Genomic DNA, 26,021 nt, shown 5'->3' on the forward strand with positions numbered 1-26,021 from the left:
CATGTGTCTCAAGGGCCTCCTGCGGGTGGGTCTTCTCCGTCGCCTCCGCGAGAGGTCCGGTTAGAGTTGGCCCCTTTCCGGGGTAATTGCGCACGGCCGCCCACGCGGCATCGTACATCTTCTCTTCGGTGAGAACTTGAATGAGCGTGGCGGGTGCCATATCCCCGCTCATAGGCTGGCTGGCTGGCTGCCTTCGCCTCCAGGTACGTCAAGGCGCGTTCGCGGGCAGCCTGCCCGCCCAGCTTTCGGATGGGCCGATAGAGATCCAGGCTTGGAGCCTTTTCGAAAGCCTTCCATAAAGCCGTGGCGGCATCTTCCTTCCGTCCGGACTTGACGAGCAGGTTGACGACGAAGAGCACCAGCCGTTCGTCGGGCCACCGGTCCTCGAACATCCACAGCCCCTCCTCCGCCCGCCGCAACGCTTCCTCCGCGCGGCCCTCGGCAAGGCAAAACTTTGCCAATGTCAGATAATCGGATGACGTCGACAGCTTCCGGGCCCGCAGGGCGATCCTCGTCTCGACGTCGCCGTCGCGCTCGGCGAAGAAGTCGAGGATGTCGATGAGTCGAGCGCATTCATCCCCGGTTACAGGCTTGCATGTCGGCGGCGGCAGTTTTTCCCAGGCTTCGACGGCAAGCTTGCGGTACTCGGCGAGGCCCGCTTCGCCCAAAACCTCGGCGTAGCGCACCACGGCCCGGTAGAAGGTGTCGAACTGCTCGTGCAATTGGCGCGGAAAGAGTTCTCGCGCAAAAATGACTGGGTCCGGCTTCGCCAGCAGGCAGGCGGCGAGATGGATGCGGTCGATTGCGTGGAGAGCGAGTTCCACAGCCAGAGCAGCGTGTCCCTCGTCGGCGAGTTGAGCGATGGTGGCGAGCGCGGCACCGACATCGTCGGCCCAGGCGTCCACTTCGTCAGGGCCGACGAAGCCGCCCGTACGCGTGGCGCCGTCGATCGCCCGGCACAGTTGCTTTTCGAGGCGTTTCACAGCGCCCGGAGACGCGGCCGTGGCGGCGATCTCCAACTTGCGGAAGAGGGCCGTGTCGCGCTCGGCCAGTTCGACGACCATCTCGACCAAGGCGTCGACGCCCTTCTGCTTCAGATGGGCGCGGATGCGGTCGAGGACCGATGGTTTTTTCTCCCAGCCCTCGTCGGCGACCTCATTCGTGGCGAGAGCGGTCGCCACGGATCTTCTTTCCCCGCCCCCTCAGCACGGTGCGGTAGTCCTCCGAGCCGAGGACCCGGGCGAGCACCCGGTCCCGCTCGACCGACAGGAGGTCGACCTGCCCGTCGCGATGATACTCCTCGCCCCGCGCGAACACCTTGGCGCCGGCCTGCTTACGCAAGGCTGTGAGGTCGAAACGGGGGGTGCGAGGCGTTTTCATACAGGCGTGATCACCTGCTCGCAGCGCGCGCCTATGCCGGCCTTCTCGTCAGCCGTAAGGACCTTCACCCACACACGATTCGCCACGCGGTTCGCCATCGGTGACGTTCCTGCATGCTGCGCTAGCCCACGATCCGCTGCATGGCAGCCGCCGGCAACGGCCCCTTGTTCACGGCGGCGATCGCTTCCTCGAGGTGCTGCAGCGTCGAGTAGCCGACCAGCATCGTCGATACGCCCGGATGCGCAATCACGAATCGCTCGCCGAGCTCGGTCAGGCTGTCGGCGACACCTTCTTTCACGAGAGGTTCCAGCGCGCGGGCACGAGCGACGTCGCCTGCGAAGTCCGGGGCCGAGCCGATCGGCGGGACCTGTTGCTGGGCGAGCGGGTGACGATCCGTCGTGCCGGCCAGCGCACCACCCGCCAGTGCGCGGATCACGATCGTGCCCATCCCGGCGGCCTGAGCCCGCTCGAGCAGGCGGCCGTAGTCGAGGCCGGGCGCGCCTTTCGGCATCGGCCCGCCCGCACTGGGGTTAAGGGCATTGTAGACGACCTGAACCGTGTCGAAGAGATTCGAGTCGACGGCCTTCAGGAGCGCGGCGGGCTCGCCCACGCCGCTGAAGCCGATGAAGCGCGTCTTGCCCTGCTGCCGCAGCTTCTCCAGCGCCGGCACTACTTCGTTCAACGCGATCTCCACATCCAGCCTGTCGCCACCGTCCGCCGCCGCCAGCGGATTGTGGAGCTGCAGCAGATCGACATGGTCCCTCCCCATGCGTTTGAGGCTCTCCTCGGTCGACCGGACGATGAGCCCGGCGACGTCGGCGCGATCCGCGGCGGTGAGCCGGAATTTGGTGCCGACAATGACGTCGGCCTTGAGGGTCTTCAGCACCCGGCCGAGATTCTTCTCCGATTCGCCATCGCCATATTTCGCCGCCGTGTCGAAATAGTTGATGCCGGCCTCGATCGCCCGCGCCACGGCACGCTCCTGGTCCTGAGCCGCCCCCTTGGTGAAGAGTCCGCCGACTGCGCCCGCACCGTATCCGAGCACCGAAACCTCGAGGCCCGTCCGGCCCAGCTTGCGCTTCTGCACTGTTTCCTCCCTGTCATTTCTTCGGAGCGCGCAACGCCCGTTGCGCCGTCAAGCGTTCTCGATGCGAACCTGGCCGGTCTCGTTGTCCACGACCACGTGACTGTCATAGTAGGTGACAGACGGCCTGGCGCCGCGAGCGGCCTCCATGCGGGCCTCCCACTCCGGCGTGTACCAGGCGCGGGCCGCCGCTTCCGAGGCCCAGAGATAGACGCCGCCGCCGCCCGCCTCGCCGTTGAGATAGTATTTCCTCAAGAGGCCCTTCGCGCCCAGCGCGGTATAGGTCGGCGCCGACTTCGTGGCGGCTTCGACGGCAGCGTCCCGGGGACGCCTGGACATGGGGATTTGAACGATGGCGACGAACATGCTTGTTAGCCTACGGTCTGGACCCCTCTGGAGCAATTGAATGGCCGCCCCCCTTCCAGGCATCGAGATGTGCGTCTTCGACGCCTACGGTACGCTGTTCGACTTCAACTCGGCGGTGGCGCGCCATCGCCGGTCGGTCGGGCCTTCGGCCGATGCCCTGTCCGAACTATGGCGAACCAAGCAGATCCAGTACACGTGGCTGCGCAATGCCATGGGCTCCTATGCGCCGTTCTGGCAGGTGACCGGAGAGGCGCTCGACCATTGCCTGGCCGCTCATCGCGTCACCGATCCTGTGGCGCACGAGCGGCTGATGAGCGCTTACCTGGCCCTCGATCCGTTTCCGGAGGCGCCGGGCATGCTGGCCTGCCTCGCTCGCGCCGCCATGAGGACCGCCATCCTGTCCAATGGCAATCCCGGCATGCTCGATCCGATGGTGGCGGCGTCCGGCCTCGCCAATCGTTTCGAGGCGGTGCTGAGTGTCGACGAGGCGGGTGTCTTCAAGCCCGATCCGCGCGTCTATCGCCTTGTCGAAGCACGCTGCGGCGTGACGCCCGACAAAGTCTGTTTCCTTTCCTCGAATTGCTGGGATGCGCATGGCGCCGCGCAATTCGGCTTCCGAAGCGTCTGGGTCAACCGAACCGGCGCCCCCAACGATAACCTGCCCGGCACGCTTGCGGCTGAAATCCGCGATCTTTCCGACCTCCCCGACCTGATTGGTGTTCCACGATGAGTTCGCTGCCCGCTTTCGCCACGCCCACGTTCGCCGACGTCCAGGCCGCCGCCCGGCGCCTCGAGGGCGTCACGATCCGCACGCCCCTGCTCGAGAACGAGAGGGTCAACCGCAAGCTCGGCGGGCGGCTGTTCCTGAAGGCGGAGTGCCTGCAGCGCACCGGCTCCTTCAAGCTGCGCGGCGCCTACAACTTCCTCGCCTCCATGAGCGAGGCCGACCGTGCCAAGGGGGTCGTCGGCTGGTCGTCGGGCAACCATGCGCAGGGTCTGGCCGAGGCGGCCCGCCTGCTCGGCACGAGGGCCACCATCGTGATGCCGGCCGATGCGCCGGCCCTCAAGGTCGCCAACACGCGGGCGAGCGGCGCCGAGGTGGTGCTCTACGATCGCGTGAAGGACAGCCGCGAGGAAATCGGTCACGGCATCGCCACGAAGACCGGCGCCACCATCGTGCCGCCCTACGACCATCCGTGGATCCTGACGGGCCAGGGCACGGCCGGCCTCGAGATCGCCGAACAGGCCAAGGCCCTGGGCGTCACCCTCGACGCGGTCGCGGCGCCCTGCTCGGGCGGCGGACTGGCGACCGGCGTGGCGCTGGGCGTCAAGGGCATCAGCCCGGCGACTTCCGTCCATGCCGGCGAGCCCGCCGGCTTCGACGATCTCGCCCGCTCTCTCGCGGCGGGGAGCAAGCAGAAGAACGAGAAGCTCTCCGGATCGATCTGCGATGCGCTGCTGGCGCCGACCCCGGGCAACGTCACCTTCCCGCTGGCGCAGCAGCTGCTCGGTCCCGGGCTCGTCGTCACGGATGAAGAGGTGCTGGACGCCATGGAACTGGCCTTTCGCGAATTCAAGCTGGTGGTCGAGCCGGGCGGCGCGGTGGCGCTGGCGGCGGCGCTCACCGGCAAGCTGCCGGTCGGGAACCGAGCGGTGGCCGTCGTGTGCTCGGGCGGCAATGTCGATCACGCCACCTTCAAGCGCGCGCTCGACCGGATGCAAAACAGCCCGGCATGACGATGTCGCGGCGCAACCGCCGCGAATGGCGGATCATCCTCTGGATCAGCCTCGCCAGTGCCGTGATCAGCGCCTACTTCGGCTACGCGGTGGCTCCGGTCGACGAGCCACCGCTGTATGGGGTCATACAGGGTATCCTTACGTCGCTGCTGATCGCCACACCGATCACCTTCTTCGAGGTGCGGCGCGCACGCATGCATGCCCTGGGCTGGATGCGCCGCCTGCCGCTCGCCGGCTATTTCCTCGTGAAGGTCGCCTTCTACTGCGTCGTCATCGTCACGGCCCTGATTCTCTCGCGCCTGCTGATGTCGATCGGAACCCGGCAATTCGTTCTGTTCGATCCGATCTTCCGGAACTCCGTATTCTTCGCCATCGCCATGTCCGTGGTCGGCAACCTCATCATCGAGACGGGCCGCCTGCTGGGATTCGGCACCCTGAAGAACCTGCTGGTCGGGCGCTATGCCCGGCCCCGAAACGAGCAGAAAGCGTTCCTCCTGATCGACATGAAGGATTCGACCGGGCTGGCGGAGAAGTTGGGCGCGATTCGCTTCCACGAACTGCTCAACGCCTTTTTCCGCGACGTCGCCGATGCCGCGATGGAATGCGATGCGGAGATCCACAAGTATGTGGGCGATGAGGTGATCCTCACATGGCCTGCCGGCCCCTCGCTCGAAGCGGGCGACTGTCTCGCCTGCCCGTTCCTCGCCCGCCAGAACATCGCCCGCAATGCCGCGCGCTACCGCGATCGTTTCGGCGCCGTCCCAACGTTCCGGGCCGCGCTGCATACCGGAGAGATCGTTGCAGGCGAAATCGGTGACGTGCGCCGGGAGATCGCCTATGTCGGGGACACGCTGAACGTGGCGGCGCGCCTGCTCGAAGCCTCCAAGACTCTGGGCCATGACATCCTCGTCTCCGCCGACTTGCTGGCGCGGGTCCGCCTTCCGCCCGACCTGAGGATCGAGCGACTGCCGACCCTGTCGATTCGCGGTCGCGATGCGCCGCTGGAGATCGCCGGGCTAACGCTCCGCGTCGGCCAGGATCAGGTCTGAGGCTTTCTCGCCGATCATCATGCAGGCCGCATTGGTATTGCCCGATACCAGCGTCGGCATCACCGAGGCGTCGGCGACCCGAAGGCCTTCAACCCCGTGAACCCTGAGCCGGGGATCGACCACGGCTCCGGGATCATGTCCCATCCGGCAGGTGCCGACCGGGTTGTAGGCCGATTGGCCTTCCTGACGGGCAAAGGCCAGGAACTCTTCGTCTTTCCAGACTTCAACGCCTGGAAGCATTTCCTCAATGACGATGCGGCCGAGGGCGGGGCAGCGTGCCAGAAGACGGGTGAAGCGGGCCGCCGCGACGACGGCCTGCCGGTCGCCCTCGGTCGACAGGTAATTGCCAACGATCGCGGGGGACGCATCCGGCTCTGCCGAGGTGATGCGGACATGGCCGCGGCTTTCGGGCCGGCACTGGTTGGCGAGAATCGTGAAGCCGGAAAAGGGATGCGGTCCCTTCTCCACACTGTCGAAGGACCACGGCAGGAAATAGAACTGGGTGTCCGGCTCCCTCGATTGCGCCAGAACGCGCGCGAAGGCGCCCGCGAAGGCCGGCATGGCGGTGAGCGGACCCATGCGCCAGGCGGCATAGACGAGCAGTGCACTGAGGCGCCGGTGAATCATGTGAAAGTCGTCGTTCAGCGACAGGCGCCACCAGGTCCGATAGGTCGAGCGGATGCAGTAGTGATCCTGGAGGTTCTCGCCGACGCCCGGCAGGTCGCGGATGACGGGAATGCCAAGCGAAGAGAGGTGGGACCCTGCCCCGATGCCCGAAAGCTGCAACAGCTGCGGAGAGCCGACGGCCCCGGCGCTCAGGATCACTTCTCGGCGCGCGCGCGCAACTTGGCTGGTTCCGCCTCTGCGGTAGATCACGCCGACGGCGCGACCTCCTTCGACCACGACGCGCTCGACGAAGGCGCGCGTCAGCACCCGACAGTTCGGCCGGCGCCGGGCGGCTTCGATATAGGCCCGGCCCGTCGATATGCGCCGCCCGCCACTGCCGGTGGCATGGTAGTAGCCCGCGCCCTCCTGAGTCGGACCGTTGAAGTCCGGCGTCCGGCACATGCCGGCCTCGACGCAGGCGTCGAGAAAGGTTTCCCCGAGTTCGTTGCTGTATTGGCCCTGAGTGATCCCAACCCGGCCGCGCCCTCCACGAAGCTCCGTCTCGCCGTCGGCGAACGCCTCGAGGCGCCGGAAGTAGGGAAGGCAGTCCTCGAAGGACCAGCCCTCGTTGCCCAACCGGCGCCACCTGTCGTAGTCCGAGACGAGCCCTCGAACATAGAGCATGCCGCCGATCGCACTCGACCCGCCCACAACCTTGCCGCGCGGCCAGTACACGCGGCGTCCGCCGAGTGCCTCCTCCGGCTGCGTCCAGGATTTCCAGTTCACGGCCGGGTCGATGAGGGTCTTGGCGAAGCCCGCGGGAATCGAAAGCCAGGGGCTCGTCGCTTCCGGTCCGGCCTCCAACAGCAGGACGGAATGGCGCCCCGTCGCCGTCAAACGGTCAACGAGGGGGCCGCCAGATGATCCCGCCCCTACGACGACATAGTCGAACTCATCCATCCCTCTGCTTGCTAGGCGACTTCAGCCACGCGAGCAAGCTGCCCAGAATCCCTTTCGGCAGGAAGATGATGAAGACGACCAGCAGCACGCCGTAGAGCAGATTGTCCCAGCCCACCGCCTTGGTCCCAAAGCCGATGCGCAGGATCTCGGCCAGCATGATGGTGATGATCGCGCCGATCGTCGGCCCAAGGGCCACGTAGATTCCGCCCACGACCGCCGCGAACACCATCTGCAGGGAGACCGCGATGCCGCTCACCGTGTCAGGGGCGATGAACATCTGGTACTGGCCATAGAGCGCACCTGCCATCGCCGTCATGACGGCGCTGATCACGGTGATTCGCAGCTTCTCGGCCGTCACGTTCACGCCCGCGGCCGCCGCCGCGTCCTCGTCTTCCGAGATCGCCTCCATCGCGTAGCGGCTCATGCTGTGGTCGATCCAGTACCACACCGCGAGGCCGCCCGCCCAGACGCCGAGCGCAATCAGGTACCACACGACCTTGTCGTCGAACTGCAACGCGAGGATGTGGCTGCCCTTTGTGCGCTCCGGTGTGTAACCTAGCGAACCGCCGGTATAGTCGCGGGTGGCAATGATGACCTGCAGCACGATGCCGGACAAAGCGAGCGTCACAAGCGCGAAATAATGGCCGGTTATGCGGAAGCGGAAGCAGGGATAGGCGACGACCAGGGCCAGCGCGCCGGCACACAGCATTGCCGCCGGAATGCCGATCCACGGCGAGACGCCGAGATGATTCCACAGGAGCGCCGTCACATAGGCGCCGACACCCATGAAGCCGCCATGGCCCAGCGAGACCAGGCCGAACCGCCCCATCATCGACCACGAGGTGTAGGCGAACGACCAGATGAGGATCAGCACCAGGATGTGCAGATGATAGGGATCGCGGTAGACGAAGGGCAGCGCGACCAGCGCCGCCAGGCCGATGACCCAGGCGAGCGGCTTGTTCATGAGCGCTTCGCCAGCAGGCCGGCGGGCCGGATGAACATCATGACGATGAAGAAGGCGAAGGCCAGCACGTAGCCCCATTCGAGGTCGGAGAAGAGCCCGCCGAGCGAGATGATCTCGGCGAACAGGAAGGCGGCCACGAAGCCACCGACGAAGTTGCCGAGCCCGCCCAGCACGCAGATCAGGAAGGTGATCGGCCCGAAGGACAGGCCGACGAAGGGATGGACGTCGTACTGCAGCACCAGCAGGCAGGCGGCGAGCCCCGCCAGGCCGCCGCCCAGCGCCGAGGTGACGAGATAGATCTTCTTGGTGTCGACGCCCATCAGGGCCATGATCTGGCGATCCTGGGCGATCGCCCGGATGGCCGTCCCGGTATAGGTCCGCGTCATGAAGAGATAGACCGCAACCATGCCGATCAGCGCGGCGATGAATGCCAGGAGACGGGCGTAGCTGAAGTGCATCTCGCCCAGCGCCAGCACCGGCAGGCGGATGCCGAGATTGCGGAAGTCGATACCGAAGGCGACCGTGGCGAAGCTCTGCAGCACGAACAGAACACCGCCCGTGGCGAGCAGCTGGTTGATCGGCGGCGCGCCCAGCAGCGGCGCGATCACCAGGAAGTGCAAGGCTGCCCCCAGCGCCGCGACCAGCAGGATGCACAGCGGCGCCGCCACCCAATACGGCAGGCCGTACACCGAAAACAGGTAGTACATGCCGTACATGCCGATCATCACCAGCTCGGCGTAGCAGATCCAGGTCACGTCGATGACGCCGAAGATCAGGTTCAGGCCGAGGGCCAGCAGCGCCAGCACACCGCCCAGCAGGATGCCGTTGACCAGCGCCTCGAGCAGGTAGATATCGAAAATTTCCATCATCGCGCCACCTCGCTGGGGGCGCGCCACTGCGCGCGGGGTAACCCCCGTGCTGAAGTGGCGCGATGTTGATTGACGGCCCGCCATGACGCGCGACTGGAGTCGCGCGCCCCCGGCGTCCGAAAATGCTTGAGCCTAAACACCGAGATACGCCTGCCGGATGGAATCGTCGGCCAGAAGGTCGGCCGACGCACCGGAGGCCCGGATCGAGCCGGCCTCCAGAAGGTAGGCGCGATCGACGACCTGCAGCACCTGCTGCACGTTCTGCTCGACGATGAGCACCGTGAGGCCACCGGCCCGGATGCGCTTCACCAGTTCGAACACCTGCTGCACGACGACGGGCGCGAGGCCAGCAGACGGCTCGTCGAGCAGCAGCAGCTTGGGATCGCTCATCAGCGCGCGCCCGATGGCGCACATCTGCTGCTCGCCGCCCGACATGGTCCCGGCGAGCTGGTTGCGACGCTCCTTCATGCGCGGAAACAGATCGAACACGAAGTCCATGCGCTCGCGATAGCGCGCCCGTGCCTCGGGCATGAAGGCGCCCATGCGCAGATTGTCCTCAACGCTGAGCCGCGGAAACAGGCGGCGATTCTCGGGCACGTGCGCGATGCCGAGGCTGACGATCCGGTGCGCCGCGGTCGCCAGCACGTCCGTCCCCTGCATGCCGATCGAGCCGCGAGTCGGGCGGATCAGGCCGGAGATGACGCGCATCAGCGTGGTCTTGCCGGCGCCGTTGGGGCCAATGACGCCCACCGCCTCGCCGGCCTTGACGTCCAGGTCGACGCCGAACAGGGCCTGGAACCTGCCGTAGCCGGCGTCGATCGATCTGAGTTCGAGCATTCTGGCGATCCCGTCAGCGCGTGGCCGGGCTGCCGCCCGTCGCCGCGGCGGCGGCCGCGGCGGCCGTCGCCTGCGTGGCGTGCGCATCGGTGCCGAGATACACCTCGATCACGCGAGGATCGTGCGACACCGCGCTCGGCAGGCCCTCCGAGATCTTCTCGCCATGATCGAGCACCATGACGCGATCCACGACCTTCATCAGCACGCCCATGATGTGCTCGACCCAGATGATGGTGATGCCGAGCTCGGTGCGGATCTTGCGCAGCATGTCGGCGGCCTGGTCCATCTCGGTCTCGTCGAGACCGCCCAGGCTCTCGTCGGCCAGCAACAGCTTCGGCCCCGTCGCGATCGCCTTCGCCAGTTCCAGTTTCTTGAGCCCCGCCGCCCCCAGACCGTCGACGCTGGCGCCGCGGTCGGTCGGCAGGCCAACCATGGCGAGCGCCCGCTCGGCGGCCTCCTCGGCCCTGGCCAGGCTGTGGCTGCCCTGGCCGTAATAGCCTGCCAGCGCCACGTTCTCGAAGATGGTCAGGCGGCGGAACGGCCGCGGGATCTGGAAGGTTCGCCCGACGCCGCTGTTGATGATGCGATGCGGCGGCAGGCCGGCGATCTCCTTCCCGTCGAACCGGATCGACCCGGCGGTCGGCGGGAACGTTCCCGACAGCATGTTGAAGATCGTGCTCTTTCCCGAGCCGTTGGGGCCGATCAGGCCGAGAATCTCGCCCTGATCGACCTTGAACGATACGTTGTTCACGGCCGTGAAGCCGCCGAAACGCTTGACCAGACCCTCGACCACCAGCACGGCGCGCCCTCGTTCGTTGCGGCCGCGGCCTACTGGTTGCTGAAGCCCGAGGTCTTGGGCAGCGGCAACACGGGCTCGCGCTGCTGCTGGCTCTTCGGCCACACCACGTACGACTTGTCGTCGACATACTGGATGATGACCGGGAAGGAGCGCTCGTTCTGGCCGGCGATCGGCGACCCCTCGCCCGCGAACTTCACGCCGAAGCCCAGCATCGTCCCGCCTTCCGGCAGGTCGACGTCGAGAGCGGCCTTGCGCAGCGCGTCGGGATCGACGCCGCCGTACTTCTTGATCGCGCGCGGCAGCACTTCGGTGAAGAAGACGTAGGTGTTGGAGGCCGCAATGCCGACATGCGCCGAGCGGATCGCGACACCGGGCTTCAGCTTGTCGAACTCCTCGCCCACCATCTTGATCACCGGCGGCAGCTTGGGATCGAGCGTCGACTGGTTGGCCAGCCAGATCGAAATGGGATCGATGTTGAACACGTAGTTCACGTCGCTGCCCATGCCGTCCTTGAGCTTCTCATAGACGCCGTAACCCGCCCCGTGACCGACCAGGGCGCCGAACTTCAGCCCCTGTTCGCGCGCCTGGCGGGCGAACAGCGTGATGTCGGGATTGTAGCCGGTGTGGAAGATCACGTCGGGACGGGCCCGCTTCAGCTTGGTCACCAGCGACGACAGGTCGGGCGCGGTCGCCGAATAGCCTTCCTTCATGACGATGTTGAAGCCGGCCTTCTTGGAGCCGGCCTCGTTGCCCTTGGCGACATCGACGCCGTACGATCCGTCCTCGTGGATGATCGCCACGCGCATGTCCTTCGGCTCCTTGCCGAACTTCGCCTTGGCGTTCTTCTCGATCATGTCGGCGGCCATCAGGCCGAACTGCTGGCCGCTCGCCTGCGGGCGGAAGACATATTTCAGGTTCTTGTTCTCGACCACGCCCGTCGAGATGCAGGTCGTGATCCACATGAAGCTCTTGAGCTGCTCGACACGCGCGGCCACCGGCACGCACTGCGCCGAGGAGAAGAAGCCGAGCACGAGGTTCACCTTCTCCTGCTCGATCAGCCGCACCGCCTCGTTGATGGCGACGTCGGGCTTGCTCTGCGCATCGGCGTAGATCGCGTCGATCTTGTAACCCTCGACTCCACCCTGCTTGATGAAGTTGTCGATCATGATCTTGGCGCCGGTGTAGTTCAGCTCCGAGCCGCCGCCGGCCAGCGGGCCAGTAAGATCGTAGATGACGCCGATCTTGATCTTCTTTTCCTGAGCCTGGGCGGAGACCGCCATGCCCAGCGCCGTGAGGGCAGCAACCGCCCCACCCAACACGCGAACAGCCTTACGCTTGAGCATAGACTCCTCCCATAGACTTTTAATATTTCTTGTCCCCATCACAGGGAACGCGGGAGGTTCTGTCAAGCGTTTCGCGCTACCGGCCCTTCCCCGGCGTGAGGATCTCGAACATCATTCCCGCTGGTGCGTCCATCATCGCGAACAGCGCACCGAGCTTCGGCACCTCGCCTTCGAGTTGCAGCGCGCCACTCGCCAGCGCGTCGGGAATCGTGAGCTTGCGCATGACGATGGCGTCCATGGTCGCGCGCGTCGTGGTGACCGAGACGTCGGCATTCGCCGCGACCTCGCCCATCCGATGCGTGAGCGTGCTGTGCTTCAAGGTCAGCACCAGCGTCTCGTCGCGATCGGTGAAGCGCCAGTTGACGACCAGCGACTGGCCCGCCGCCTGCTTCGCATCGAGGCGGATCGCCAGAAGGTCGAAGAAGACTTCGCTGGTGAGGCCGGCCAGCGTGTCGGCGCCCATGCCCGGACGCACCGGCATCTGGAAGACGCCGTGCCGCAACTCCTGCGCGCCATAGAGGAAGGCGTTGCGCCAGGTGGCAGACTCCGCCTGATAGCCCATCTGCTCCAGCGCATCGGCGCACAGCGCGCGGGCCTCCTTGTTCTCCGGCTCGGCGTAGACGACCTCCTTCATGACCTGGGCGACCCAACGGAACTCGCCCTTGCCGAAGTCCTTGCGGGCCCGTTCGATCACCGCGGCCGCGCCGCCCATGTATTCGACGAACTTGGCGGCCGCCGGTGCCGGCGGCAGCGGGTGCAGGTTGCAGGGATTGGCGTCGTACCAGGAGAGATAACGCTGATAGACGGCCTTCACATTGTGGCTGACCGAGCCGTAGTAGCCGCGCACCGACCAGCGCTCGGCGAGTCCCGGCGGCAGGTCGATCACCTCGGCGATCTCGGCCGGCCGCCAGCCGCGATTCATGTAGCGCAGGGTCTGGTCGTGGATGTGCTTGTAGAGGTCGCGCTGCGCCTCCAGGTAATCGATGATCTTCGCATTGTCCCAGGTCGGCCAGTGATGCTGGCCGATCAGCACCTTGGTCTTCGGCCCGTACAGGGCGATGGCGTCGCCGATATACTTGGCCCAGATGCGCGGATCGCGCGCCACCGCGCCGCGCAGCGGAATGAAATTGTGCAGCAGGGGGCAGGCATTCTCCGCCATGTTGAGCACGCCGAGCTGCGGATAGAACATATGCATCTCGGCCGGCGCCTCGGTTTCCGGCGCGAGCTGGAAGACGATCTCGACGCCGTCGATCACATGCGTCTCGACCGGCTTCACGATCGATTGCGTCGGCGCGATCAGGCCGGGCGTGCCGCGCGCCACGCTCTTGCCCAGGCCGGCATCGACCTGGCCACGCGGACCGCGCGGCAGCATCGTGCCGAACTGGAACTGAGCGCGCCGCGCCATCGGCGGTCCCGCCAGCACGTTCTCGCCCGACACCGCCTCCATGAAGCCGGCCGGCGCGATCACCCGCACCTTCCCCGCCTTGACGTCGGCCTCGTCGACGACGCCACGCACGCCGCCGTAATGATCGACATGGCTGTGGGTATAGATCACGGCGATCACCGGCTTGTGCGGCCGGTGCGCGTAGTAGAGCTCGAGTGCGGCGCGAGAAACCTCTGCGGTGGTCAGCGGATCGATCAGGATCAGCCCGCTGTCGCCCTCGATCACCGTCATGTTGGCGATGTCGAAGCCGCGCAGCTGGTAGAGCCGGTCCGTGACCTTGAACAGGCCGTTGGCGAGGTTGAGGCGCGCGATGCGCCACAGGCTGGGATTGACCGTGTCCGGCGCCAGCTCGCCGTCGATGAAGGCATATTCGCCCAGGTTCCAGAGGACCGTGCCACCGCCGGTACGCACGATCCCTTCAGGCACAGTCGCAATCAGGCCGCGCTTCGCGGCCTCGAAGTCGGCCGTGTCGGCAAAGGGCAGCTTCGCCGCCATCGCCGTGTTGGCGGCTTTGGTTGCAGGTTCGGCGTCGCGTGCGGCGTCGAGATGGGAGGAAGGAACCGGAACGGACGACGCGGACGCCATGACTGCTAGCCCTCGACCTTGATGTTGTTTTCCTTGACGACCCTGGTCCAGCGTTCGGTCTCGGACTTGACCCGGTCGAGATAGGCTTGCGGCGTGCTGCCCGTCGTGAAGAAGCCGAGTTCGGCGAACCGCTTCTTGACCGCCGGATCCTTGAGCGTCTCGAGGCACAGCGCGTTCAGCTTCTCGACGATCGGCGCCGGCAGGCCGGCCGGCCCCACCAGCCCGAAGAAGGCGGCGCTCTCCAGATCCTTCATGCCGAGCTCGGCCACGGTCGGAACGTCGGGACAGACGGTGGAGCGCTCGGGCGAGGCGACGGCGATGCCAGTCAAGCGGCCGGCCGCCACGTGCGTGCCCGTGGGCAGCACGACGTCGATCATGATCGGCAGGTGGCCGCCCATGACGTCGCGCAGGGCGTCGGCCGCGCCCTTGTAGCTCACGCTCTCGAGGTTGAGCTTGTTGCGGGTGCGGAACAGCTCGCCCCACAAATGCGGCTGGTTGCCCATGCCCGAGGTGGCATAGCGCACGCGCTGCGGCTGCTTGTTCACCCATTCGGCGAATTCGGCGTAGTTCTTCGCCGGCAAGGCCTTGCCGTCGATCGCCAGGAGATCGGGGATGTCGACCAGGGTCGAGATCATCTGGAAATCCTTGAGCGGATCGAACGGCTGCTTGAGCCCCAGGGCGACGTTGGTCGCCATCGTCGCGGCGCCCAGCAGGAGCGTATTGCCGTCAGGCTTGGCCTTGGCCACCACGTCCATCCCGATGATGGTGTTGCCGCCACCCTTGTTCTCGACGATCACCTGTTGCCCGAGCATCCCCGACAGCTTTTCGGCGACGATGCGGGCGGCCGTGTCGGTCGAACCGCCCGCAACGTAAGGCACCACAAGCCGGATCGGCTGGCTGGGCCAGGTCTGGGCGCGCACCGATGAGGCTCCGACGATCGTCCAGCCGGCGGCACCCGCCAGCACGCCACGTCTCTTGATCATGATCCTGCCCTCTCGTTTTCCTTGGCGGCAGGATCGCAAACGCGCGACGACCACGCAATGTGCGCGCGGCCGTCGTTTTGCAGGGAGACGTATTACTCGGCGGGTTTCGGCGCCGCTGAAGCGGCATGCACGTCGCTCTCGCTCGGCAGCATCGACAAAGCAAGGAAGGAGCAGAAAGCCACGCCCGCCAGCACCGACAGCAGCACGGGGAAGCCGGCATCCTTCACCGCCGGGCCGATCAGCGCCACGACGAACGAACTCACGCCGAAGCCGATCGCCAGCCGGACGCCGGTGACGCGGCTGCGCATGCGGTCGTCGATGTAGCGCACGATCATGGCGTCGGTGAACGGTATGGCACCGAACACCAGCAGCATGAAGGCGATGGCCGTGAAGAACAGCGCCCAGCCCTCGACCTGCGAGGCGATCAGGAACAGCGGCACCTGCAGCAGCACGATCGGCAGGTAGATGTTCTTCAACGGATAGCGGTCGATCATCTTGCCGACCACGAGCTGCGCGAGCGACGCCAGCGCGAAGATCACGAACAGCATGGTGGCCAGCATCGCCGGATCCTGCGCGATGGCCTTGGCGCGATTGGCCAGCAGCTCGCCGTTTCCGTTGGTCGTGAAGTTGAAGATGATGCTGCCGGTCACCGCGGTGAAGGTCATGATGGCGAACACGCGCGCCATGACCGACGGCGGCAGGTCGAGCATCTTGGCCTTGCGCTTGGCCGGCGCCTCTTCCTCGCGCGGCACCAAAGCGACGAACGCCACGGCGCAGATCAGGCAGATGACGCCGGGGATGATGAACGCCGCCTGCCAGCCGAAGCGTTGCGCGATATAGACGGAGAGGCCCGCCGCGATGGCGATGCCCATGTTGCCGGCCAGGCCGTTCACGCCGATCGTGAAGCCGGGATTTTTGGCCTTCTGGACCAGCATCGGGATGCCGACCGGATGATAGATCGAGGCGAAGGCCCCCATCAGCGTCAGCGCCGCGCCGATCTGCCACTTGTTGGTACAGAGCGCGATGATCAGGGCGGAGACGCCCATGCCCGTGAAGAAGATCACCATCATGATCCAGCGGCCCCAATGGTCGCCGAGGCGGCCGCTGACGATCGAGCCGGCGCCGAACATGAAGAGGGCGCCGTAGTTGAACGGCGTGAGCTCGGTCCACTCGACGCCCCACACCCCGGCGATCACGCCCCAGGAATAGGCGAAGACCACCAGGATCCAGTGATCCATGGCGTGGCCGATGTTGAGCAGGAGAGAGGTCGGGCTGCTGTGGCTCATCTTGTTGTTCCTCCAGGGACGTCGAGACTAGGCTTGGTCCGACTGTCTGGCTTGCGCTAAAGTGCCAACTAATGTCGCAAAAACGCCAAGCCGGCCTGCGCTCGACCAATCCCGAGGATTACCAGCACGTGCCGCGGGCGGTCGCGGCCATGCCCAAGGACTTCCCCGACGGCTTCGAAATCGCGCCGCACCGCCATCGCCGGGCCCAGCTTATCTATGCGACCGCCGGCACGATGCGCGTCTCCACGGAGGAAGCCGTCTGGGTGGTGCCTCCGCAGCGCGCGCTGTGGATGCCGCCCGGCATCCACCATTCGATCGTCATGTCCGGCGACGTGACGATGCGCACGCTCTATCTGCGCCAGGATGCTGCGGCCGGTATGCCGGAAATGTGCCGCGTCCTGCACATATCTCCCCTGCTGCGCGAATTGATCGTGCGAGCGACTGAAATGCCGGTGGACTATGACGAGCGCGGCGCGGCGGGCCATGTCGTGGCGTTGATCCTCGACGAGTTGCATCGCGGACCCTCCCTGCCGCTGCACCTTCCGATGCCGAGCGACAAGCGCCTGCATCGTCTCTGCTCGGCCCTGCTCGCCCAACCGGGCGAGCAGCGCACCCTGGAAGAGTGGGCCGGCTGGGCGAATGCCAGCCCCCGGACGCTGGCCCGCCTGTTCATGACGGAGACGGGGCTCACCTTCGGCGCCTGGCGCCAGCAGGCGCGCGTGCTCGAAGCGATGGGCCGACTGGGCGGCGGCCAGGCCGTCACCGAGGTCGCCCTCGACCTCGGCTATGAAAGCGTCAGCGCCTTCAGCGCGATGTTCCGCCGTGCTTCGGGCGCTTCGCCCAGCGCCTACCGCCCGCCGCGCTAAGACCCTCCGGGCCGTGCGGGATTTACCGGGCTTTTGCAAATGGTTAGCGCTTGACGCTGGATGGTAATAATCCCCCAATGCGCCCCCCGTTTAGGGTAATCTAAACCGTCGTTTACCAGTTTTGAGTCGCCGCTCCCGCCGCCGCCTGGAGTTTATGTTGAAGCCGACTGACATCGCCAATCCCGACTACTTTCATAAAGTCGTCGATTGCCAATGGGCCTGTCCTGCCCATACCCCCGTCCCCGAGTACATCAGGCTGATCGCGCACGGACGTTACTCCGATGCGTACATGATCAACTGGAAGTCCAACGTCTTCCCGGGAATCCTGGGCCGGACCTGCGACCGTCCCTGCGAGCCCGCCTGCCGGCGCAGCCGCGTCGAGGACGAGACGCTGGTGAAGGGCAAGAAGGAGCCGGTCGCGATCTGCCGCCTGAAGCGCGTCGCCGCCGACTACAAGGACGACGACGACATCGTCGCCAAGATGCCCAAGGCGCCGGAAAAGAACGGCAAGCGCGTGGCCTGCATCGGCGGCGGCCCCTCCTCGCTTACCGTGGCGCGCGACCTCGCGGTGCTCGGCTACGAGATGGTCATCTACGACCAGGATCCCAAGCTCGGCGGCTTCATCCGCACGCAGATCCCGCACTTCCGTCTGCCTGAGTCGGTGATCGACGAGGAAGTCGGCTACATCACCGGCATCGGCAACGTCGAGTTCCGCCACCAGAGAGTGGACTCGCTGAAATCTGTGCTGGCCGAAGGATACGACGCGGTGTTCGTGGGCTCCGGCGCGCCGCGCGGCCGCGATCTCGACGTGCCGGGCCGCAAGGAAGCCGCGGCCAACATCCATATCGGCCTCGACTGGCTGTCGTCGGTCTCGTTCGGCCACATCGACAAGGTCGGCAAGCGCGTGATCGTGCTGGGCGGTGGCAACACGGCGATGGACTGCTGCCGCACCGCCCGCCGCCTCGGCGGCGAGGACGTGAAGGTGATCGTCCGCTCCGGCTTCGACGAGATGAAGGCGTCGCCGTGGGAGAAGGAAGACGCGATCGGCGAGGACATTCCCATCCTCAACATGCTCGTCCCGAAGGAAGTCCGTCACGAGGGCGGCAAGATCAAGGGCGTGCTGTTCGAGAAGGTGGTCGCGAAGTACGACGACAAGGGTCGCCGCTCGCTGGTCCCGTCGGGCGAGCCCGACGAGTTCCACGAATGCGACGACGTGCTGGTCGCGATCGGCCAGGAGAACGCCTTCCCCTGGATCGAGAAGGACGCCGGCATCGAGTTCGACAAGTGGGGCCTGCCCAAGCTGAACGAGAAGACCTTCGCCAGCACGCATCCGAAGGTGTTCTTCGGCGGCGACGCGGCGTTCGGGCCGAAGAACATCATCTGGGCGGCGGCGCACGGCCACGAGGCGGCGACCTCCATCCACAAGATGCTGATCGGCGAAAACCCAGAGGAGCGCCCGGCGCCCGGCGTCAACGTCGCCAGCCAGAAGATGGGCATCCACGAGTGGAGCTATGACAACGCGCCCACCATCGACCATCGCCTCAAGGTCCCGCATCGCCCCAAGCAGGAAGCGCTGAAGGACATCATGGCCGAGGTCGAACTGGGCTTCGATCCGCAGCTCGCCTTCAAGGAAGCGCAGCGCTGCCTCAACTGCGACGTCCAGACGGTGTTCACCGGCCAGCTCTGCATCGAATGCGACGCCTGCGTCGACATCTGCCCGATGGACTGCATCACCTTCACCGAGAACGGTGAGGAGAAAGAACTGCGCACGCGCCTGACGGCGCCGGCGATGAACCCGACACAGGACCTCTACGTCGGCGACGGGCTCAAGACCCAGCGGGTCATGGTCAAGGACGAGGATGTCTGCCTGCACTGCGGGCTGTGCGCCGAACGCTGCCCGACCGGCGCATGGGACATGCGCAAGTATTACATCGAAATGACACACGCGGAGCACGCATGCCGCAAGCAATAGCCGCCGTTAACGATTTCGTCGTCAAGTTCGCGAACGTCAACGGATCCGGATCGGCCTCGGCCAACGAGCTCTTCGCCCGGTCCATCCTGCGCATGGGCGTGCCCGTCAGCCCGCGCAACATCTTCCCCTCGAACATCCAGGGCCTGCCGACCTGGTACGAGGTGCGCGTCACCGAGAAGGGGTATCTCGGGCGGCGCGGCGGCGTCGACATGATGGTCGCGATGAACCCGCAGACCTGGGCAGAGGACGTGAAGGAGATCACGCCCGGCGGTTACCTGTTCTACGATTCGACCAAGCCGATGCCCTCGTCGATGTTCCGCGAGGACATCAACGTGATCGGCGTGCCGCTCACGGCCATCACCAACGCCACCTACTCCGACGCCCGACAGCGCCAGCTCTTCAAGAACATCATCTATGTCGGCGCGCTGTCGGTGCTGCTCGACATCGACGAGAAGCAGATCCAGCGGCTGTTCAGCGAGCAGTTCAAGGGCAAGGAAAAGCTGATCGACTCCAACGTCAAGGCGATGAACCTCGGCCGTGACTGGGTGAAGCAGCATGTCGATCCCGACCTGGTGAAGCTCAAGGTGCGGCACGCCGACAATGTCGGCGACCGCATCTTCGTCGAGGGCAACAGTGCGGCCGCGCTCGGCGCCGTCTATGGCGGCGCCACGGTCTGCGCCTGGTATCCGATCACGCCGTCTTCGTCGCTGGCCGAGGCGTTCCAGAGCCATTGCAAGAAGTTCCGGCACGACAAGGAGACCGGCAAGGCCAAATACGCGATCGTGCAGGCCGAGGACGAGCTGGCCTCGATCGGCATGGTGATCGGCGCTGCCTGGAACGGCGCGCGCTCCTTCACCGCCACGTCCGGCCCCGGCATCTCGCTGATGACCGAGTTCATCGGCCTCGCCTACTTCGCCGAGGTCCCGGCGGTGCTGGTGAACGTGCAGCGCGGCGGCCCCTCGACCGGCATGCCGACGCGCACGCAGCAGTCGGACCTGCTGGGCTGCGCCTACGCCTCGAACGGCGACACCAAGCACGTGCTGCTGTTCCCCGAGGATCCGCGCGAGTGCTTCGAGTTCACCGCCGACGCGCTCGACCTCGCCGACCGGCTGCAGACCCCGGTGTTCGTCATGACCGATCTCGACATCGGCATGAACCACCGCCTGTGCAAGCCCTTCGCGTGGGACGAGAACCGCGTCCTCGACCGCGGCAAGGTGATGACCGCCGAGGATCTCGAGGCCGGCAAGACCTTCGGCCGCTACCTCGACGTCGACGGCGATGGCATCCCGTTCCGCACCTATCCGGGCACGCACCCGACCAAGGGCTCCTACTTCACGCGCGGCACGACCAAGGACGAGTTCGCGCGCTACTCGGAGGAAGGCCCGGTCTATGTGCGCAACATGGAACGGCTGCAGAAGAAGTGGGAGACCGCGAAGAAGATCGCGCCGCAGCCGCTGCGCTATTCCTCGCCCAAGCCGACCCGCTTCGGCGTGATCTACTTCGGCTCGACCAGCCCCGCGATGGACGAGGCGCTCGACCATCTCGAGGCAGAGGGCCATCACGTCAACGCGCTGCGCGTGCGCTCCTTCCCGTTTGCGCAGAGTGTCGAGGATTTCATCCACGAGCACGACCGCGTCTTCGTCGTCGAGCAGAACCGCGACGCGCAGCTGCGCACCATGCTGCTCAGCGAATACACGCTCGACGCGCGCAAGATCGTGCCCGTCCTGCACTATGACGGCACGCCGATCACGGCGCGCTTCATCGCGACCGACATCGCCACCAAGCTCGGTCAGTTCAAGGTTGTCTCGTTCGACAAGGCCGCGTCATGACCTACATCGCCAAGCCCCGTCTCCATCACCCCTCGCTGGTCAAGAACAAGGCGGGGTTCACGCGCCGCGACTATGAGGGCGCCGTCTCGACGCTGTGCGCCGGCTGCGGCCACGATTCGATCAGCGCCGCGATCATCCAGGCTTGCTACGAACTCGACATCCTGCCGCACCAGGTCGCCAAGCTCTCGGGCATCGGCTGTTCGTCCAAGGCGCCGACCTACTTCGTGGGCGCCAGCCACGGCTTCAACACCGTGCACGGCCGCATGCCGTCAGTGATGACCGGCGCCAACCTGGCCAACCGCGACCTGATCTACATGGGCGTGTCGGGCGACGGCGATTCCGCCTCGATCGGCCTCGGCCAGTTCGCCCACGTCATGCGGCGCGGCGTGAACATGACCTACATCGTCATGAACAACGGCGTGTACGGCCTCACCAAGGGCCAGTTCTCGGCCACCGCGGACAAGGGCTCGATCAGCAAGAAGGGCGTCTCCAACCCCGATTCGTCGATCGACATGGTGTCGCTGGCCATCCTGATGGGCGCCACCTTCGTCGGCCGCTCCTTCTCGGGCGACAAGCACCAGCTCGTGCCGCTGATCAAGGCGGCGATGGACCACAAGGGCGCGGCCTTCCTCGACGTCATCAGCCCCTGCGTGGCCTTCAACAACCATGCAGGCTCTACAAAGAGCTACGACTATGTGCGCGAGCACAACGAGGCGCTGAACCGCATCGACTTCATCGAGACCCGCGAGGAGATCACCACCTCCTACGATCCCGGCACCACCAAGATCGTGCAGCAGCATGACGGCTCGATCCTGCGCCTGCGCAAGCTCGGCGAGGACTACGATCCGTCCGACAAGGTCGCGGCGGTGAAGCGCGTCCAGGAAGGCCTGCATGCCGGCGAGGTCGTGACCGGTCTCCTCTATGTCGATCCGACGCCGAGCGACCTGCACGCCAACCTGAACACGGTCGACGTGCCGCTGAACACGCTGAACGCGCCAGAGCTTTGCCCCGGCACTTCGGCGCTCGACAAGATCAACGCCAGCCTGCGCTGATCCTCTCAATGGAGCGCGCCACTCCAGTGGCGCTCATGATCATGAGGCGCCACTGGAGTGGCGCGCTCCAATTCTACAGGTCGACTCTCTCGTCTGCGACCGACTTGCGCTTTTCCATGTTGAAGCGGCCGGCATAGATCGGCCGTTCGCCGGTCGTCGGGCCGGGATACTGCACAATCAGGATCTCGCCGCCGGTCTCGGTCCGGAACTCGCCCTCGAAATGCGGGTCGGGATGATAGAGCATCGTGCCCGGGGTGCAGGTGCGGCCGTCGATCACGAAGTCGCCTTTCAGTACCAGCCAGACCTGGGCGAAGCCGTGATAGTGCTCGGGGTGATGAGCGCCCGGTTCCAGCCGGAGGATTCCGGCGTTGGGCTGCGTCGGGTCCTCGAGGCTCGGATGGAACAGCATCTTGCCGGTCTCGCCCGGCCAGCGGATCGTTTCCCAGTCAACCTCGTCGAGATGGCGGACCTGGTAGGGCTTGTGATCGCGACGGGAGGCTTCGCGCGTGGTGACCAGACCTGCGTTGGCCGCCGCCGTGTCGGGAACATGCTTGCTCATGGCTTGCTTTCCTCCTTTGGTTTTTCTTCCTTGAGTTTCGAGGACGAGAGGCGCCACCAGTCCGGCACCTCGGCGGCATCGGCGGGTTTCGCCACCGACATCAGCACCTGGGCCTGCCCGCGACCGGCATTCTCGGCGCGATGCGGCTGCTGCGAATCAATCAGGATGCCGTCGCCCGCCTTCAGCAGGTGCTGTTCGTCGCCGACATGGAACAGCACCTCGCCCGACAGCACATAGCAATGTTCCTGACCGGGATGGGAGACCGTCGCCTCCATGCCTTTGGCGCGCGGGAAGACGAGATGGAACACTTCCATGCGATCGAGCGGCGCGCCGCCGCCCAGATGGCGCCAGCGATAGCCCGTCGCCGCCACCTCCTGCAGCCCGCCCTCGCCGGCCCTGTGCACGGCGACCATCGTCTTGGCCGGCGCCGCCTCGCTGGGGAAGAGTTCGTGCAATCCCAACCCCAGCGCGTCGGCGAGCTGGATCAGGTTGGCGATCGACGCCGCCGCCTGGCCGCGTTCGAGCTTCGACAGGAAGCCTTCGGAGACCCCGGCCCGACCGGCCACATGGGCGAGCGTCAAGCCGGCCCCGGTCCGCGCGGCCCGCAGGCGGTGGCCGATGTCACGGGTGGTTTCGGCGATGCGTTCGGGTGATCTGGTCATGCCCCGTGATGGACCAGTCTTTCACATCAGGCAAGTTTTCTTTCTCTACTGGCACTCACACGAATGACGTAGGCTGTTGCCATGGACGACACCGCGACAGGCTTCCGCCTTGGCGAGGCCGGCTTCTTCCCCTGGGGCACGCGCTTCGATGCCGTTGTGCCCGGCGCCGAGGGGACGGTCTACGCACGTCGGACCCTGCCCTGCGCCGAGGCCTACGGCTTCGCGACCTGTTCCGCGGAGCCTTCGGCGCCCCGGCCCGACCGGCCGGTTCTGACCGTGACCTATGCGCTGGCCGCCACCGCCACCCCCGCCCGGGAGCTCCTTGCCCCGCTCGTGATGCGCCTCGGCTCCCCGCAGACGATCCAGCGCGACGAACTTTCGCCTCATGCAAGCTCGCCCGACCATGTCGTCCTCTACGCGACCTGGAAGACGGCCGAGGGCATCCCCATCGGCCTCTCGCTCTACGGCGCGGCGCGGACGACCGAATTCGGCGACAGTGCCGGCGCACTCTACCTGAGCTGGGACGATCCCGAGGCCGCCGCCGCACCGTGGATCGACGAATGGCACGCCGCCAACGGCGAGGTCGCGCGGGCGGCGCAGTCGCCCGGCAGCATCGAGCGGTTCAGTGTCGGCTACGATGCGCGCGCGAGCGACGCCCACGATCCTCTCCGCATCGCAAACCGCTGCCTGAACGCGCCGGAACTGCTGGATACGCCGCGCTCGATCGCCCTTGGTCTGGGCGACCGGGGATTCGCCTTGTGGAGCGACGCGGCGGGCGCACGCTGGCACCTCTCGACCTCCGCCTGCACCATCGTTCTGGGCGAACGGGAAACCTCCCGGGTCAGAGTCGCCAGTGTCGAGCCGGCGCGCGGCGGTGGCTTCTCCTCCATCGACATCGGCAGCTGGTGGGCACGTGACGCCTGGAATTCACGCGCGTTCGAGGCCGCCGTGCGCGCCCTCGAACGCGTGCCCGGCCTCACGATCGAGCGGTCGTCAGGTCACGACGTTTAGCATGCCTGTCTCCCCCGGGGCCCGCTTCAGGTCGAGGCGCGTCCCGTGCCATTCGCGCAGCGACGGGCGGTGCCCGATCGAGACCACCGTCGCCTGCGGCAGCCGCTCCTTCAGCACGCCGTAGACCGCCGCCTCGTTGGCTTCGTCCAGCGAGGCCGTGGCCTCGTCGAGGAACAGCCAGTCGGGCTTGAAGACCAGGGCCCGCGCGATGGCCAGCCGCTGCTGCTCGCCGCCCGACAGGATGTTGCTCCAGTGTGCCTCCTCGTCGAGGCGCCCCGAGAGGTGGCCGAGCCGGGCCGCTTCCAACGCCCGCACGACCTCGGCATCGTTGGCCGTGGAGTTTTCGTCGGGATACTTCACGGCATCGCGCAGGGTGGCGATCGGGATGTAGGGCTTCTGCGGCAGGAACAGCACGCGAGCGCCGGCCGGTATCAGGACCTTTCCATGCCCGAACGGCCAGATGCCGGCCAGGGCCCGGAACAGCGTACTCTTGCCCGAGCCGCTGCTGCCGGAGATCAGCGTCCACGCCCCCTTCGGCAGGGTGAGGTCCACGTCCTTGAGCAGAGTCTGGCCCGTCGGCAGAGCCAGATCGAGGCTGCTCGTGCCGACATCGGTCCGGCCGGCCTCGGGAGAGACGGTGATGTTCTCCGGCGGCTTTTCATCGATGGCCGTCTGGAGCCCCTTCAAGCGGTCCATCACCGCGCGCAGTTCGGCGACATTGGTGTAGTTGTCGATGAAGAAGGACAGCGCCGACTGGACCTGCCCGAAGGCCTGGGCCGTCTGCATGACAACGCCCAGGGTGATTGCGCCGGCAAAGAAGCGCGGCGCCGTCACGATGTAGGGGAAGATGATCGCGAGCTGTCCATAGCCGATCTGGTAGAAGACCAGCTGCATCTCGGTCACCAGCACGCGCCAGGCATTGTTGAACACGTCGGTGAACTTCTCCTCGAGCACCGCGTTCTCGCGCGGCTCGCCGCGATAGAGCGCGATGCCCTCGGCATTCTCGCGCACCCGCATCAGGCCGAAGCGGAAGTTCGCCTCGTAGCGCTGCTGCAGGAAGTTGAGCGGGATCAGTCGCCGGCCGACCAGGTTGGCCAGCCAGGTGCCGAGGAACGCGTAGATAAGCGCCGCCCAGACCATGTAGCCCGGGATCACCACGTCGAGGCCGATGAAGGACAACGACATCGGTCCTGACAACTGCCAGAGGATGAACAGGAAGGAGATCAGCGTCGCCACCGCGCTGATCAGGCCCAGCAGCAGGGTCATCGTGTAGAAGCCCAGCAGGCGCAGATCCTCGGAGATGCGCTGGTCGGCGTTGTCGACCTTGCGCTCCAGCTCAATCCGATAGTAGCCGCGCCCATCGAGCCAGTGCGAGAGGGAGTGGCCCGTCAGCCACCGCCGCCACCGTAGGCGCAGGTAGGGGCTGACCAAGCCGCGCGCCACGCCGAAGGCGATGGCAAGGGCCGCGATCCAGCCGAAATTCCCCATCTCGGTCCAGAACGCCGCCTCGTCCTTGTTCTGCAGACTGTCGTAGAAACGCCGGTTCCATTCGCTGAAGGCGACGTTGACCGTCACGCTCGCCAGGGTGAGCCCGATCGCGCCCACCAGCAGGACGATGGCGATCCAGCGCTCCTCCGAGCGGAAATACGGAACGACCAGCCGCCACCAGTCGCCCAGGTAGGAACTCACGCTCTTCATGCAGGAAATCCTTTCGGGCGGCACACTGCCCAGACAGCGCGACGATGACAACGGCGCGCGCGGCGGCTATAGCGCCGCAC

The 26,021-nt window shown here is 66.1% G+C and carries 24 protein-coding genes; 8 read left to right on the top strand and 16 right to left on the bottom strand.

Annotated features, from left to right (window positions below):
- Positions 1-8 precede the first annotated feature (8 nt).
- The 4 genes from ACO07I_RS06600 to ACO07I_RS06615 form a co-directional block, all read right to left on the bottom strand.
- Positions 9-1,181 (bottom strand): hypothetical protein, encoded by a 1,173-nt coding sequence (locus ACO07I_RS06600; RefSeq protein ID WP_422015529.1) that lies wholly within the window; start codon positions 1,179-1,181, stop codon positions 9-11.
- Complete coding sequence (locus tag ACO07I_RS06605; RefSeq protein WP_422015531.1) at positions 1,156-1,380, bottom strand: hypothetical protein; 225 nt, start codon at positions 1,378-1,380, stop codon at positions 1,156-1,158. The genes ACO07I_RS06600 and ACO07I_RS06605 overlap by 26 nt, the downstream gene beginning before the upstream one ends.
- 121 nt (positions 1,381-1,501) lie before the next feature.
- Positions 1,502-2,467 carry an aldo/keto reductase gene (locus ACO07I_RS06610; RefSeq protein ID WP_422015533.1) on the bottom strand — a complete coding sequence of 322 codons (966 nt, stop codon included), beginning with the start codon at positions 2,465-2,467 and terminating at the stop codon, positions 1,502-1,504.
- Positions 2,468-2,515: 48 nt separating this feature from the next.
- The gene (locus ACO07I_RS06615) at positions 2,516-2,803 is read right to left on the bottom strand and encodes a monooxygenase (protein WP_422015535.1); all 288 of its coding nucleotides are present in this window, start codon (positions 2,801-2,803) and stop codon (positions 2,516-2,518) included.
- 67 nt (positions 2,804-2,870) lie between these two features.
- Between ACO07I_RS06615 and ACO07I_RS06620 the strand changes: the two genes are divergently transcribed.
- Genes ACO07I_RS06620 through ACO07I_RS06630 form a run of 3 tightly spaced genes read left to right on the top strand, consistent with a single transcriptional unit; the run spans position 2,871 to position 5,616 of the window.
- Entirely contained in the window at positions 2,871-3,560 is a 690-nt protein-coding gene (locus tag ACO07I_RS06620; RefSeq protein WP_422015537.1) for a haloacid dehalogenase type II, read from the top strand.
- Positions 3,557-4,567: a threonine ammonia-lyase gene (locus ACO07I_RS06625; protein ID WP_422015539.1), complete on the top strand. Its 1,011-nt coding sequence runs from the start codon at positions 3,557-3,559 to the stop codon at positions 4,565-4,567. The genes ACO07I_RS06620 and ACO07I_RS06625 overlap by 4 nt, the downstream gene beginning before the upstream one ends.
- The gene (locus tag ACO07I_RS06630) at positions 4,564-5,616 is read left to right on the top strand and encodes an adenylate/guanylate cyclase domain-containing protein (RefSeq protein ID WP_422015541.1); all 1,053 of its coding nucleotides are present in this window, start codon (positions 4,564-4,566) and stop codon (positions 5,614-5,616) included. Before ACO07I_RS06625 ends, ACO07I_RS06630 begins: the two co-directional genes overlap by 4 nt.
- Here ACO07I_RS06630 and ACO07I_RS06635 read toward each other — a convergent pair.
- From ACO07I_RS06635 to ACO07I_RS06675, 9 genes are all read right to left on the bottom strand, one after another.
- Positions 5,584-7,182, bottom strand: coding sequence for a GMC family oxidoreductase (locus tag ACO07I_RS06635; RefSeq protein ID WP_422015543.1), 1,599 nt, complete (start codon positions 7,180-7,182; stop codon positions 5,584-5,586). The genes ACO07I_RS06630 and ACO07I_RS06635 overlap by 33 nt on opposite strands.
- Complete coding sequence (locus ACO07I_RS06640; protein ID WP_422015545.1) at positions 7,175-8,146, bottom strand: branched-chain amino acid ABC transporter permease; 972 nt, start codon at positions 8,144-8,146, stop codon at positions 7,175-7,177. Before ACO07I_RS06640 ends, ACO07I_RS06635 begins: the two co-directional genes overlap by 8 nt.
- Entirely contained in the window at positions 8,143-9,012 is an 870-nt protein-coding gene (locus tag ACO07I_RS06645; protein ID WP_422015547.1) for a branched-chain amino acid ABC transporter permease, read from the bottom strand. Before ACO07I_RS06645 ends, ACO07I_RS06640 begins: the two co-directional genes overlap by 4 nt.
- 135 nt (positions 9,013-9,147) lie before the next feature.
- Positions 9,148-9,852, bottom strand: coding sequence for an ABC transporter ATP-binding protein (locus ACO07I_RS06650; RefSeq protein ID WP_422015549.1), 705 nt, complete (start codon positions 9,850-9,852; stop codon positions 9,148-9,150).
- A gap of 13 nt (positions 9,853-9,865) precedes the next feature.
- Entirely contained in the window at positions 9,866-10,651 is a 786-nt protein-coding gene (locus ACO07I_RS06655; RefSeq protein WP_422015551.1) for an ABC transporter ATP-binding protein, read from the bottom strand.
- A 29-nt stretch (positions 10,652-10,680) separates the two neighbouring features.
- The gene (locus ACO07I_RS06660) at positions 10,681-11,994 is read right to left on the bottom strand and encodes an ABC transporter substrate-binding protein (protein ID WP_422015553.1); all 1,314 of its coding nucleotides are present in this window, start codon (positions 11,992-11,994) and stop codon (positions 10,681-10,683) included.
- Positions 11,995-12,070: 76 nt separating this feature from the next.
- A complete protein-coding gene (locus ACO07I_RS06665; protein ID WP_422015555.1) occupies positions 12,071-14,023 on the bottom strand; it encodes an alkyl/aryl-sulfatase in 1,953 nt (650 codons plus the stop codon).
- Positions 14,024-14,028: 5 nt separating this feature from the next.
- Positions 14,029-15,006, bottom strand: coding sequence for a Bug family tripartite tricarboxylate transporter substrate binding protein (locus ACO07I_RS06670; protein WP_422015557.1), 978 nt, complete (start codon positions 15,004-15,006; stop codon positions 14,029-14,031).
- A 92-nt stretch (positions 15,007-15,098) separates the two neighbouring features.
- Positions 15,099-16,292 carry an MFS transporter gene (locus tag ACO07I_RS06675; protein ID WP_422015559.1) on the bottom strand — a complete coding sequence of 398 codons (1,194 nt, stop codon included), beginning with the start codon at positions 16,290-16,292 and terminating at the stop codon, positions 15,099-15,101.
- A gap of 71 nt (positions 16,293-16,363) precedes the next feature.
- On the opposite strand from ACO07I_RS06675, the gene ACO07I_RS06680 reads away from it, so the two are divergent.
- The 4 genes from ACO07I_RS06680 (at position 16,364) to ACO07I_RS06695 (ending at position 22,011) form a co-directional block, all read left to right on the top strand.
- On the top strand, positions 16,364-17,158 hold the full coding sequence (locus ACO07I_RS06680; protein WP_422015561.1) for an AraC family transcriptional regulator: 795 nt from the start codon (positions 16,364-16,366) through the stop codon (positions 17,156-17,158).
- A 157-nt stretch (positions 17,159-17,315) separates the two neighbouring features.
- Positions 17,316-19,130: an FAD-dependent oxidoreductase gene (locus ACO07I_RS06685; protein ID WP_422018181.1), complete on the top strand. Its 1,815-nt coding sequence runs from the start codon at positions 17,316-17,318 to the stop codon at positions 19,128-19,130.
- Complete coding sequence (locus tag ACO07I_RS06690; protein ID WP_422015563.1) at positions 19,115-20,959, top strand: 2-oxoacid:acceptor oxidoreductase subunit alpha; 1,845 nt, start codon at positions 19,115-19,117, stop codon at positions 20,957-20,959. Before ACO07I_RS06685 ends, ACO07I_RS06690 begins: the two co-directional genes overlap by 16 nt.
- Entirely contained in the window at positions 20,956-22,011 is a 1,056-nt protein-coding gene (locus tag ACO07I_RS06695) for a 2-oxoacid:ferredoxin oxidoreductase subunit beta (RefSeq protein ID WP_422015565.1), read from the top strand. The genes ACO07I_RS06690 and ACO07I_RS06695 overlap by 4 nt, the downstream gene beginning before the upstream one ends.
- A 73-nt stretch (positions 22,012-22,084) precedes the next feature.
- Here the strand turns inward: ACO07I_RS06695 and ACO07I_RS06700 are convergent, their stop codons facing one another.
- Both ACO07I_RS06700 and ACO07I_RS06705 read right to left on the bottom strand, forming a co-directional pair.
- Positions 22,085-22,570, bottom strand: a complete 486-nt coding sequence (locus ACO07I_RS06700; protein ID WP_422015567.1) for a cupin domain-containing protein — start codon at positions 22,568-22,570, stop codon at positions 22,085-22,087.
- Positions 22,567-23,232, bottom strand: a complete 666-nt coding sequence (locus tag ACO07I_RS06705) for a helix-turn-helix domain-containing protein (RefSeq protein ID WP_422015569.1) — start codon at positions 23,230-23,232, stop codon at positions 22,567-22,569. Before ACO07I_RS06705 ends, ACO07I_RS06700 begins: the two co-directional genes overlap by 4 nt.
- A gap of 81 nt (positions 23,233-23,313) precedes the next feature.
- On the opposite strand from ACO07I_RS06705, the gene ACO07I_RS06710 reads away from it, so the two are divergent.
- Positions 23,314-24,243, top strand: coding sequence for a hypothetical protein (locus ACO07I_RS06710; RefSeq protein ID WP_422015571.1), 930 nt, complete (start codon positions 23,314-23,316; stop codon positions 24,241-24,243).
- On the opposite strand, the gene ACO07I_RS06715 is transcribed toward ACO07I_RS06710, so the two are convergent.
- Complete coding sequence (locus tag ACO07I_RS06715; RefSeq protein WP_422015573.1) at positions 24,226-25,941, bottom strand: ABC transporter ATP-binding protein/permease; 1,716 nt, start codon at positions 25,939-25,941, stop codon at positions 24,226-24,228. The genes ACO07I_RS06710 and ACO07I_RS06715 overlap by 18 nt on opposite strands.
- Positions 25,942-26,021: the final 80 nt, after the last annotated feature.

Source organism: Reyranella sp. (genome assembly GCF_965227665.1).
Lineage (GTDB): Bacteria > Pseudomonadota > Alphaproteobacteria > Reyranellales > Reyranellaceae > Reyranella.

Bases quoted from the DNA above. Each gene is read 5' to 3' on its own strand.
- ACO07I_RS06625 (WP_422015539.1), top strand. From the start codon at position 3,557: ATGAGTTCGCTGCCCGCTTTCGCCACGCCCACGTTCGCCGACGTCCAG.
- ACO07I_RS06665 (WP_422015555.1), bottom strand. From the start codon at position 14,023: ATGGCGTCCGCGTCGTCCGTTCCGGTTCCTTCCTCCCATCTCGACGCC.
- ACO07I_RS06690 (WP_422015563.1), top strand. From the start codon at position 19,115: ATGCCGCAAGCAATAGCCGCCGTTAACGATTTCGTCGTCAAGTTCGCG.
- ACO07I_RS06710 (WP_422015571.1), top strand. From the start codon at position 23,314: ATGGACGACACCGCGACAGGCTTCCGCCTTGGCGAGGCCGGCTTCTTC.
- ACO07I_RS06635 (WP_422015543.1), bottom strand. From the start codon at position 7,182: ATGGATGAGTTCGACTATGTCGTCGTAGGGGCGGGATCATCTGGCGGC.
- ACO07I_RS06660 (WP_422015553.1), bottom strand. From the start codon at position 11,994: ATGCTCAAGCGTAAGGCTGTTCGCGTGTTGGGTGGGGCGGTTGCTGCC.
- ACO07I_RS06680 (WP_422015561.1), top strand. From the start codon at position 16,364: ATGTCGCAAAAACGCCAAGCCGGCCTGCGCTCGACCAATCCCGAGGAT.
- ACO07I_RS06700 (WP_422015567.1), bottom strand. From the start codon at position 22,570: ATGAGCAAGCATGTTCCCGACACGGCGGCGGCCAACGCAGGTCTGGTC.
- ACO07I_RS06670 (WP_422015557.1), bottom strand. From the start codon at position 15,006: ATGATCAAGAGACGTGGCGTGCTGGCGGGTGCCGCCGGCTGGACGATC.
- ACO07I_RS06705 (WP_422015569.1), bottom strand. From the start codon at position 23,232: ATGACCAGATCACCCGAACGCATCGCCGAAACCACCCGTGACATCGGC.
- ACO07I_RS06695 (WP_422015565.1), top strand. From the start codon at position 20,956: ATGACCTACATCGCCAAGCCCCGTCTCCATCACCCCTCGCTGGTCAAG.
- ACO07I_RS06640 (WP_422015545.1), bottom strand. From the start codon at position 8,146: ATGAACAAGCCGCTCGCCTGGGTCATCGGCCTGGCGGCGCTGGTCGCG.
- ACO07I_RS06615 (WP_422015535.1), bottom strand. From the start codon at position 2,803: ATGTCCAGGCGTCCCCGGGACGCTGCCGTCGAAGCCGCCACGAAGTCG.
- ACO07I_RS06715 (WP_422015573.1), bottom strand. From the start codon at position 25,941: ATGAAGAGCGTGAGTTCCTACCTGGGCGACTGGTGGCGGCTGGTCGTT.
- ACO07I_RS06630 (WP_422015541.1), top strand. From the start codon at position 4,564: ATGACGATGTCGCGGCGCAACCGCCGCGAATGGCGGATCATCCTCTGG.
- ACO07I_RS06650 (WP_422015549.1), bottom strand. From the start codon at position 9,852: ATGCTCGAACTCAGATCGATCGACGCCGGCTACGGCAGGTTCCAGGCC.
- ACO07I_RS06605 (WP_422015531.1), bottom strand. From the start codon at position 1,380: ATGAAAACGCCTCGCACCCCCCGTTTCGACCTCACAGCCTTGCGTAAG.
- ACO07I_RS06675 (WP_422015559.1), bottom strand. From the start codon at position 16,292: ATGAGCCACAGCAGCCCGACCTCTCTCCTGCTCAACATCGGCCACGCC.
- ACO07I_RS06645 (WP_422015547.1), bottom strand. From the start codon at position 9,012: ATGGAAATTTTCGATATCTACCTGCTCGAGGCGCTGGTCAACGGCATC.
- ACO07I_RS06620 (WP_422015537.1), top strand. From the start codon at position 2,871: ATGGCCGCCCCCCTTCCAGGCATCGAGATGTGCGTCTTCGACGCCTAC.